At 46.5% G+C, this 7,364-nt stretch carries 5 protein-coding genes; all 5 read left to right on the top strand.

Going from position 1 to position 7,364, the window contains the following annotated elements; genetic code table 11:
• Window positions 1–386 precede the first annotated feature (386 nt).
• Window positions 387–1,382 carry a dihydroorotate dehydrogenase-like protein gene (locus tag RM811_RS04090; RefSeq protein WP_402521019.1) on the top strand — a complete coding sequence of 332 codons (996 nt, stop codon included), beginning with the start codon at window positions 387–389 and terminating at the stop codon, window positions 1,380–1,382.
• Between the two features lie 303 nt (window positions 1,383–1,685).
• Complete coding sequence (gene guaD, locus RM811_RS04085) at window positions 1,686–3,005, top strand: guanine deaminase (RefSeq protein WP_402521017.1); 1,320 nt, start codon at window positions 1,686–1,688, stop codon at window positions 3,003–3,005.
• A gap of 298 nt (window positions 3,006–3,303) precedes the next feature.
• A complete protein-coding gene (arcC, locus tag RM811_RS04080; protein WP_402521015.1) occupies window positions 3,304–4,242 on the top strand; it encodes a carbamate kinase in 939 nt (312 codons plus the stop codon).
• A 110-nt stretch (window positions 4,243–4,352) separates the two neighbouring features.
• Complete coding sequence (locus tag RM811_RS04075; protein ID WP_402521013.1) at window positions 4,353–5,924, top strand: hypothetical protein; 1,572 nt, start codon at window positions 4,353–4,355, stop codon at window positions 5,922–5,924.
• Between the two features lie 565 nt (window positions 5,925–6,489).
• The coding region (locus tag RM811_RS04070) for a transposase (RefSeq protein ID WP_402521012.1) at window positions 6,490–7,364 on the top strand (875 nt) is incomplete at its 3' end.

The following is a 7,364-nucleotide window of genomic DNA, read 5'->3' as shown; positions in this document are numbered from 1 at the left end:
ATAGCCAACCACAGGAATCGTGTCTGTGGTTGGGTCCTGGCGCTACCACGCAGAGCGTGGGAGCGAGGAGGGTTTTGCGACAACCGCCTTCGCGAGGATGACGGTCGGGGGGGGGTTGCCCTTTTGCGACACCCTCCTTCGAGGCTGTCGCAAAACCCTCGTTCCCATGCTCTGCGTGGGAATGCATACGGAGCTTGCCGTATGCCGTAGCACTATCTTGCTTGACTGCCTGAGTGTGCCGGAGTTTTACACTGAGTTGTATCGTTTGTGGTGGGTGCGGTATGCATTCCCACGCAGGACCCGCAGGGCCTAAAAGCGTGGGCGCGAGGTCGTGCTGAGTTCGGGCTTTTGTGCCTTGATGTCTTTGTGGTGATTAAGGAGTAACGATGATGGATTTGACCACCAAATATATGGGCCTGAGCCTGAAGAATCCGCTGATCGCATCAGCAAGCCCTCTGACGTCTACCGTAAAAAGTATTCAGCGTCTGGAAAAAGCAGGTATTGCGGCGGTTGTTCTGCCATCACTGTTTGAAGAGCAGATTCGCCGGGAGCAGGAAGAGGAAGAACAGATTGCCCTGTCCAGAAATGACCTGTTTCCGGAGGCAACTTCATTTCTGCCATCAGGCCTGACGCTGGAACGGGGCTCTCAAGCGTATCTGGATACCATTCATAAGGTGAAGTCGGTTGTGGATATTCCCGTCATTGCCAGCCTGAACGGTTGCTCTGAAGGCGGATGGGTTGACTACGCCCGGCAGATTGAACAGGCCGGTGCTGATGCTCTTGAACTGCATGTTTATTACAACCCACCCTCGCTGGATATCACCGGACGAGAGGTTGAGGACGTCTATCTGGACGTCGCAAGACGTGTGAAGAACAGTGTCACCATTCCGGTGGCATTGAAGGTCGATCCATTCTTCAGTGCTTTCGGCAATATGGCCCGCCAGTTCGATGAAATTGGTGTGGATGGGCTGGTGATGTTTAACCGGATGTTACAGCCTGACTTTAACCTCACCAGCATGCTGGTGGAACCGAGCTGGCCCATCAGTAAGGCGGGTGAGATTGGTATTCCCCTGCGATGGATCAGTGTTCTGCATGGCAAAATCAATGCTTCTCTGGCGGCGACTTCCGGTGCCTATGATCATGAAGATGTCATCAAGTACCTGCTGGCTGGCGCAGATACGGTGATGCTGGCTTCAGCACTGATACGCAATGGTGCGGACTATGTGTCTGTATTGTTGAAGGGGGTGGAAGTCTGGTTAAAACAACGGGAATTTACCGACCTGAATGAAATGCGCGGCATGATGAGCCAGCGCTCTGTTGCTAACCCGGAAGCATTTGAACGGGCCAATTATATTCGTACGGTGGATGGGGCTAAAAAATAACGCCTCCCGCTACCCGCTTCCCGAAAAAGCCGGGACGCTTAACCCTCGTTCCCACGCTCTGCGTGGGAATGCATACGGATCTGGCCGCATGTGGAGAAACCTCTCCTTGCCCGAATCTGTGGGGTTTCAGGCTGGTTATTCACTTGTGGCGAGTACGGTATGCATTCCCACGCAGAGCATGGGAACGAGGTTATATTTTGCGACAACCTCGCTGGGCGTGGGAGCGAGGGCATAAATAGAAAGGGAGAATGCTCCGGGGGAAGGGGCCGCTCCCGGCAATGATAAAAAGAGGAGCAGACCATTATGATGTTTTCTAATACGGTGAAGGCCGTCAGAGGGGCGTTGCTGGATATTCGTCAGGTTGTTACAAAGCCTGAGAAAATGGAGGATAACCTGCGCTATATCAGTGATGGTTTGCTGATCATCGATCAGGGTAAGGTTGCCTGGCATGGTTGCTGGAAAGAGGGAAAGGCGCTGCTGCCGGAAGGCCTGCGACTCTGTGATTATCGCGGCAAGCTGGTGGTGCCTGGTTTTGTGGATACCCACATCCACTATCCCCAGATGGAAATTATTGGGGCCTATGGTGAACAGTTACTGGAGTGGCTGAATACCTACGTTTTCCCAACAGAGCAGAAATACGGCAACAAGCGTTATGCTTCAGAAATGTCGGGCCTGTTTGTTAATGAACTGTTGAAGAATGGTACCACCACGGCCATGGTTTTCTGCAGTGTTCATCCTGAATCCGTGGATGCCCTGTTTGAAGAGTGTGACCGGCGCAATATGCGTATGATTGCCGGTAAGGTGATGATGGATCGTAATGCGCCGGAAGCATTGCTGGATACTCCGGAAAGCAGTTATCAGGACTCCCGTCGCTTACTGAAGAAGTGGCATAAGCGCAACCGTCTGCTTTACGCCATTACGCCACGGTTTGCGCCAACGTCATCACCGGAGCAGCTGGAAAAAGCCATGGCGCTTCGTGAAGAGTTTCCCGATGCTTATGTGCAGACTCATCTGTCAGAGAACCTGAATGAAATTGAGTGGGTGAAATCACTGTATCCCGACCATGATGGTTATCTGGATGTATACAACCACTATCGTTTGACTGGCGAACGGTCTGTTTATGCGCACTGTGTTCATCTGACTGATAAAGAGTGGCAGGTGATGGAAGAAACTGGTTCATCCATTGCCTTCTGCCCAACGTCCAATATGTATCTTGGTAGTGGTTTGTTTAATTATCGTCGTGCTGCAGATAATAATGTTCGTGTTGGTATGGCGACTGATGTAGGTGCCGGCACTTCATTCAATATGTTTGAAACCCTGAATGAAGCCTACAAAGTGGTTCAGCTGCAAAAAGAAAAACTGCCTGCCATTGAAGGATTTTACCGGGCAACACTCGGTGGTGCACACTCATTATATCTTGATGATTGCATTGGCAACTTTGATGTGGGCAAAGAAGCGGATTTTGTGGTGCTCGATCCGGTAGCAACCCAGGTGCAGCAGTTGCGCTGGGATAACTCAAAAGTACTGGATGAAAAACTGTTTGTGTTAATGACGCTGGGTGATGACCGGAATATCTATCGAACCTACGTTGATGGACGTTTGGTTTATTCAAATACCCGGTGAATAGCAACATGTGACATTGTGGTTCACATAAAGTGGTTCACATAAAGTGGTTCACATAAAGTGGTTCACATAAAGTGGTTCAAATAAAAAACTCCGGAATGACTCCGGCTGTTATCAATCCTTCGCTTTCGTTGCAGTTTCAGACATTCAGTCCGGGCACTTCTGAAAGCAAACAAAACCAAAGCTCCCTTTAACGATTGTCTGATCAGTCAGGCTGTGCGCCAGCGGGCAGGTTTTGATTTACATCAAAGAGATCATAAACAACCAGATATTATTAATTAATTAACGGAATAAAATCATGAGAATCGTAATTGCCCTGGGTGGAAACGCAATCCTGCAACGTGGCGAACCTTTGGAGTGTGAAACCCAGCGCAGAAACATCCGCAAGGCTGCTGTCGCCATCGCCAGAATTGCCCGCCATCATCAAGTTATTCTCACCCATGGTAATGGGCCTCAGGTTGGCCTGCTGGCATTAATGAACGATGCCTATAAAGGTGTATCACCCTACCCACTGGATGCCCTTGGCGCCCAGACCCAGGGAATGATCGGCTTCATGTTTGAACAGGAACTGCGTAACCAGATGCCGGGTCATAATATCTGTACGGTATCAACCCAGACGCTGGTGAACCGGAACGATCCTGCTTTTGGTGACCCGGATAAATTTGTGGGCCCTGTCTATGACCGTCAACAGGCTGATGAGCTGTTGCAAACCCATGAAGACTGGACGATCAAACCCGATGGTCAATACTTTCGTCGTGTTGTGGCGTCGCCCATGCCGGAGGAAATCCTTGAGCTGTCGGCATTGCAGCACCTGATCTCCAATGAAGAAATCACCGTAATCTGTGGTGGCGGTGGTGGTGTGCCGGTGACGAAAACAGCGGACGGACAGTTGCAGAATGTAGAAGCTGTTATTGATAAAGACCGTTCATCCCGCCTGCTGGCTGAAGGATTAAAGGCAGATGCTTACCTGATTCTCACCGATGTTCCTGCTGTGGCGACCAACTTTGGTCATCCGGATTCAAAAAATATCCGCTGCGCCACACCGGAAGCGATGGATAAACTCGATTTTGCCTCTGGCTCCATGGGACCCAAGGTGGAATCTGTTGTCGAGTTTGTCCGCAATGGCGGAAAAATGGCTGCTATTGGTTCTCTGGATCAGGCCGCAGAGATTCTGACTTCTGATTCCGGGACTGTTATCCGTCAGGATGTAGCAGGCGGTATCAGCTACTACGATTAATCACCCTTAACGCCTACCATCCCAAAGAGTTCTCGGTTGATACCGGGAACTTTTTCTATTTTTGAGTGCCTTAGAGATTTTGGCGTTTAAAATTTTAGGGCTTTGAGATTATGGCGGATGTGGGGGAAGTATCTAAAGTACTGACGCAGTATGGAATAATCGACGAAGAGGAGGCGAAGCGTAATCATCAAAAGCAAGGTCATTTTGCAGCCTTAACGGTTACAAAAGAAAGATCTGATAAAGCACTGGCTCAGGTTGATGATCAATTATCCTCGAAGCCATCAATACCGATGGCGCAGTTCAGGGTAAAAGTGGATGAGCCAAAAGCCTCTAATCGAGCCTTTTTAGCAGGTGGAGAACCAGCGGGGTTAACATCGGAATGCTCTCCTCCAGCAACTTCAACCGCTTCGACATCGTCATCAAACAGTGATTTAAGCATAGCTGCGGGTCCGGGCATCTTTCCTCCTGGTGATGCTACCGATCGTATTAACTATTTGAAAAAACATGATGCCTCTCTGTATAAGGATATTTATGATAGTGCTCTGAATAATGATTCTAAAATAAAGAAAATATTTGATCAGATTTCAGCACAATCTTCCCCTGAAGAGAGATCCGTTTTATTGAAAAAATTGACTGAACAATTGAATAAAAAGCACGGGACAGCCTACGGCGAAGCAAAAAAAGTGTTTGCGGCCACAAAAGATCAAGAGGTATACGGCATTATTAATGAACAGGTTGGTTCTCTTACAAAACAGATTAGATGCCTTGAAGATGGTCGAACTATGATTACAGGGGAGCAGGCTCGAATTCAGTTTGGATTGATAGACGCAATATTTACCATGCAGATTGATCTGGCCCATATTATGAATGGTAAATTGCTACCATCTGATATATCTAAGGGTAGATATAGAAAAATTGTTGGCTGTTTTTATCGTTCCTTTGGGATTGATGAAAAAGAAACAGAAAAGGGATCTTTTAAGCCAGTGCTAGTGGAGTGTATTGAATGTGGTAGAACGGAAAAAGCAAATAAAGTAAAAGGTATATTTAATTTGTTTCAAATTGAGTTGGCTCGATTTATGAAGGTTAAAAGAGTGCACTTTGGCGTGTATTCTGATGTTTCAAAAGAATCAGCAGAAAAGCTGAAAGAGTATCTTGATAAAATTAATGTTTATCACCTTTTTTCACCAAAAGCCGGATCTGGTTACATTTCTTCTCGGTTGATAAATTCAAGCATTCCGGTCACTTCCTATGATCCATTTGTTCAAAAAATTACTTTTGCCAAGGTTGATAAGTTGGATTACATGAATGCTGTTGATAAATATGTAATGGTTTTGTCTGGATTAAACATTGATATATTGAATAGTGCGATGCTGATCGTTGCTCCTTACCGGTTATCTCGTACAAAAAAAAATGGAAAAAGGTATGTCACGGAGGCAGTAAACGTGTTTTTACCAAGGGTTTTAAAGTGTTGGTTCGATAAAGGAGGCAAAAAAGTTATCATAATGTCCCCTGCTGTGGGTGAAGAGCAACTGTTCAGTCCAGATAAAATGAAGCAGGCAAGCATAAAAGTTGAGCCAGTTCTTCCGGGCTTTTCGTCTGATATCTATAAAGGATTCGAAGAATTTAATGGAGTCTGTGGAGTTTATGAAATCCTGGCAGATAGCGGTATCGGCAAGGGTTGATCGAGATCCGTTGGGGAGCGATGAATAAGTTCCGATAATGAGTATGAAATGACGTTTATTGATCTCCCTGTTACATTGGCTTTCGTGTCCAGGGAGAAGGAATAGGAAAAGAAAAGAAAAAGAATAGAAAAGAATAGAAAGAATAGGACACCCACAATAATAAAGAATAGGACACCCACAAAATAGAATAAAGAATAGGATACCCACAAAGAATAAAAGGAAAGAATAGGACACCCACAAAGAATAAAAGGAAAAAAAAAGAATAAAAAGAATAGGACACCCACAAAATTGACTCCCTGATAAAGAATAAAGAATAGGACACCCACAAAATAATAAAGAATAAAGAATAAAGAATAAAGAAAAAAAGAATAGGACACCCACAAAATTGACTCCCTGAGAAACTATTCCTAGAAAGAATAAGACACCCACAATAAAGAATAGGAAAAGAATAGAAAAGAATAGAAAAGAATAGAAAAGAATAGAAAAGAATAGGACACCCACAAAATTGACTCCCTGAGAAACTATTCTATATTTCCTCTGTACTTTTTTTCTGACAGGAGAGCCCATGACCAGTCCCCGGAGAAATCTAATCGATACGGCGAGCACACGTTACTACCACTGCATCGCTCGCTGCGTTCGCCGGGCGTGGCTTTGCGGTCAGGATGATTTTTCGGGAAAAAACTTCGAACATCGCAGACAGTGGGTGATAGATCGCCTCCAGATACTGGTGAATATTTTTGCTATTGAGATCTGCGCCTATGCCATTATGTCCAATCATTATCATCTGGTGTTGCACATCAACACGGCTGAAACGGAGCAATGGAGCGACCGTGAGGTTTTACAACGATGGTCGCAATTATTTAATGGGTCAACGCTGGTTCAGCGTTATCTTAAAGATGAAAAGTTGAGTGAGGCAGAGCAACACCAGGTTGATGAATATGTGAAAAAGTACCGAGAGCGATTACAGGATATCAGCTGGTTTATGCGCTGCCTGAACGAGTATCTGGCCCGGGAAGCCAACAGGGAAGATGACTGCAAAGGCCGGTTCTGGGAAGGCCGCTTTAAAAGCCAGGCATTACTGGATGAAGCCGCCCTCCTCACTTGCATGGCTTATGTTGACCTTAACCCGATCAGGGCAAAAATGGCCGACACGCCGGAAGCCTCTGACTATACCTCCATTCAGCAACGCCTGGCGTCTCTGGCAGAAAATCACACCTATAAAAAAACCGGTCTGCCCCTCAAACCCCTGCGATTACCGGGGCAAAATCCCGATAAGGCCATTCCGTTTAGCCGGCAGCACTATGTTGAGTTAGTGAACTGGAGTGGAAGAATTCTTATACCCGGTAAGCGGGGTGCTATTTCCGGTAATACACCAGCCATCCTGTCCCGCCTGGGAATAGTTCAGAATGAGTGGCTCAAAACCATGGCATGGAATAATCG

It is taken from the genome of Endozoicomonas sp. (assembly GCF_031844845.1).
Classification (GTDB): domain Bacteria; phylum Pseudomonadota; class Gammaproteobacteria; order Pseudomonadales; family Endozoicomonadaceae; genus Endozoicomonas.
Note: the sequence above shows the minus strand (reverse complement) of the source record. Positions and strands in the feature narration are given on the sequence as shown.